Origin of the sequence: Verminephrobacter aporrectodeae subsp. tuberculatae At4 (genome assembly GCF_000193225.1) — a bacterium.
In the GTDB taxonomy this organism is placed as follows: domain Bacteria; phylum Pseudomonadota; class Gammaproteobacteria; order Burkholderiales; family Burkholderiaceae_C; genus Acidovorax; species Acidovorax aporrectodeae.
Genome location: NZ_AFAL01000767.1, coordinates 1 through 2,988 on the forward strand (window position 1 = coordinate 1; position 2,988 = coordinate 2,988).

Annotated in this window: 2 protein-coding genes; both read left to right on the forward strand. The window is 65.8% G+C overall.

Annotated elements, in window-relative coordinates:
• On the forward strand, positions 1-956 hold a 956-nt coding region (locus tag VTU_RS29220), incomplete at its 5' end, for a choice-of-anchor U domain-containing protein (RefSeq protein WP_010108554.1).
• A gap of 1,396 nt (positions 957-2,352) precedes the next feature.
• Positions 2,353-2,988, forward strand: a 636-nt coding sequence (locus VTU_RS29225) for a SwmB domain-containing protein (RefSeq protein ID WP_265597358.1), incomplete at its 3' end; no start/stop codon positions are given.

Consider the following 2,988-nt stretch of genomic DNA (forward strand, 5'->3'; position numbering starts at 1 on the left):
CGGGCAACGCAGGCTTTGCGGTCAGCAGCAGCACGGGCACGGCCATTACCGTGAACAGCGCCGTGGTCAACGCAACGGCCAAGACCGTGACGCTGACGCTCAGCCGCGCCGTGACCAGCGCGGAGACCACCGTGACCGTGAGCTACACCAAGCCCACATCCGGCGCCGTGGTGCAGGACGCTGCCGGCAACGACGCAGCGGACTTCAGCGCAAAGCCCGTGACGAACAGCACACCAGCGCCCGTCGCACCCGCACCTGCACCTGCCGCGCCCGCCGCACCCCCTTCATCCGGTGGATCCTCTGGCGGAGGATCCCCCGCGCCTGCACCAGGCCCCCACAGGGAACCGGATACAGACAGCGACGGTGTGCCCGACGCCCAGGAAAACCAGGCCATCGGCCCCACCGGTGCCGCACGCGGCGACGGGAACCGGGACGACGTCCAGGACAGGACACAGGCCGCAGTCGCCTCATACAGCGCCACGACGAGCAGCAGTTCCAGCACCTCGGTCACCTTGGTGGCCGATAGCCAGGAAGGCAAGGTCAACGCCAGCAGTACCGTCCGCATTACCAGCCTGGTGCAAAAGGCGGTCCCGACCTCGATGTCCCGGGCGCTGGAGACACCGATCGCGCTGACGAGTTTCAAGGCCACGCTGGATGCCACCGGCAGCAGCGAGACCTTCAGCCTGTACGTGGACCCGAAGCTCGGCGCCAACGGTTACTGGGCGCAGGACAGCAGCGGCACCTGGGTGAATCTGGCGAGCAGCCCTTACGGCGGCAAGATGGTGAACGAAGGCGGGCGGCTGCGGCTGGACTTTGCGATCCAGGATGGCGGGCAGTTCGACGCCGATGACAAGGCCGACGGCACCATTACCGCCTCCGGTGCCGCAGCGCAGATGCCGCTGTCCATCACCGGGCAGGCGTCCGATGTGCTGAGTGGTGGAGGGTTCTGGTTCTGAAGTCGGCTCCCCCGGACCCATCTCCCTCAAGAGGGGTCATGGGGGGTGTTGAATTTGCAGGCCAGGACACCAGCCACAGTGCGATGGCGATCAGTCCGCCGCGCAGCGCATCCAGTCGCCGACCGCCTGGTCTGTCGTCCGCAGACCTTGGTCGATTCCGCAGCCCGCGCAGCCCAAGTCTGCCTTCGGGTGAGCGCTGGACTGCGCACCCTTGCGCGAACGATCGCCCACGGCGAATTTTCCGGTGGCGAAGCAATGGGGGAATAAAAAAAATGCCAAAGAATCCACCATTTTCTGGGCAGATCATGCGCAAACTGGTCACGTCTGCAATGTTTGAGTCTGTATAAAAACAAGACATAGTTCCGGTCGCATGGACCCCGAAGAATCGTCTGACTGCCCCAAAACGCAGCCTCCGATTCGACCCCCTGCGCACCACAGCAAACCGCCCGGCGCACTCCATCCGCAGCGCGCGTGGCCAGACCGTTCGGCCCCGACCGGGCGCCGCGCCCAGCGCTTGGGAAGAGGGTCCGCGGCGGTCTGCGGCACCCGGTCCGCCGGGCATGTCCCAGGCAGCACGTCGATTCCGTCCATCGCCTTGAACCGCCCGGCTGCTGCCTGTTGCCGACCCGGACTACTGCGCCGCCGGGCGCCAGCGTCCGTCCACACCACATGCTGGCGAAGCAAGGAGAACAACGGATAAGCGCATAAAAATTGGACAGGGTCAGAACGTTCAAGAGAAACGTGGGTTACACTGACGGCGTTTTAAAGCGTTATTGATTGTTTCCATGACGACAGAGAAATGCCTCTTTATGCAGGAGTTGAGCCTAATGCGGCGGAGCAGGTCTCGCCCTGACTCCCGGACTGCTCGGGGCTACAGCAGCGCCAGCCGCATCGTTCCGCCCTCCGGCGTCGGCGAGGCACCCAACGCAACGGCCGCCGGCCCCCGCGCCACGGGGGCATCCGCACTGCCGGCGGGCTCCGGTGGCGTACCCCAGGATCAGCGTCCGGCGCCTCGCCGCCATGGGCAAGACCGCCACCCTGGCGCCCAGGCGCGCCGTGATCAGAAGATTGACCGAGCCGGTGCGGGCCTGAGCGCCAGCAGCAGCATCCTGCGCCTCTGGCGCTGGCGGCCACAGCGGCACCTGGCCATGCACATTGCGCGCGGGCTCCGGCAGTTCTCCGGCGCGCAGCAGTGCACTCCAAGAGCAACGTCCAAAGCGTCACCACCCCGGCCAAGACTGTCCCCCCTGGCGCCCAGCCGCGCTGCGGGTCCACGGCGCGGCGCTCGCACCCAGGCACCCGGCGCGTGCACCACCGCAGCAAACCAAGGGCCCTGTCCATAGCGCGACAGGAGCCCCAATTTCGTCCATCGCACCTTCACCTTGAAAGGAAAACCATGCCTGACAACACATCACCAGCCGAAATAGCCGATAGGGTCACCGAGGAGGACAGCGCCAAAACAAAAATATGGCCCATGCCGCCAACAGGGTCCACGGCAGCAGACACCACGCCCCCGGTGGTCAACACCGCCACGGTCGAAGGCAACCAACTGGTGCTCACGTACACGGAAGCCGGCGCCCTGGACCCGATAGCACTCGTGCGCAATGCCGGCTTTACGGTCAACACCGCCACGGCGGCCATCACCGTCACCGGCGCCGCGATGAACATATACGCCAAGACCGTGACGCTGACACTGAGCCGCGCCGTGGCCGTAGCGGAGACGGTGACCGTCAACTACACCAAGCCCGCGTTCGGTCAAGGGGTGCGGGACGTTGCCGGCAACAATGCGGCGAACTTCAGCAACATGGCGGTGACCAACAACACGCAAGTTGACACCACGCCCCCGGTGATCAACATCGCCGTGGTCAACGGCAACCAGCTGGAGCTCATGTACACGGAAGCCAACAGCCTGGACGGGGCGGCGCTCGCGGGCAACGCCGGCTTTACGGTCCACAGCGCCGCAGGCAGGGCCATTACCGTCACCGGCGCCGTGGTGGACGCGACGACCAAGATCGTCACGCTGACGCTCAGC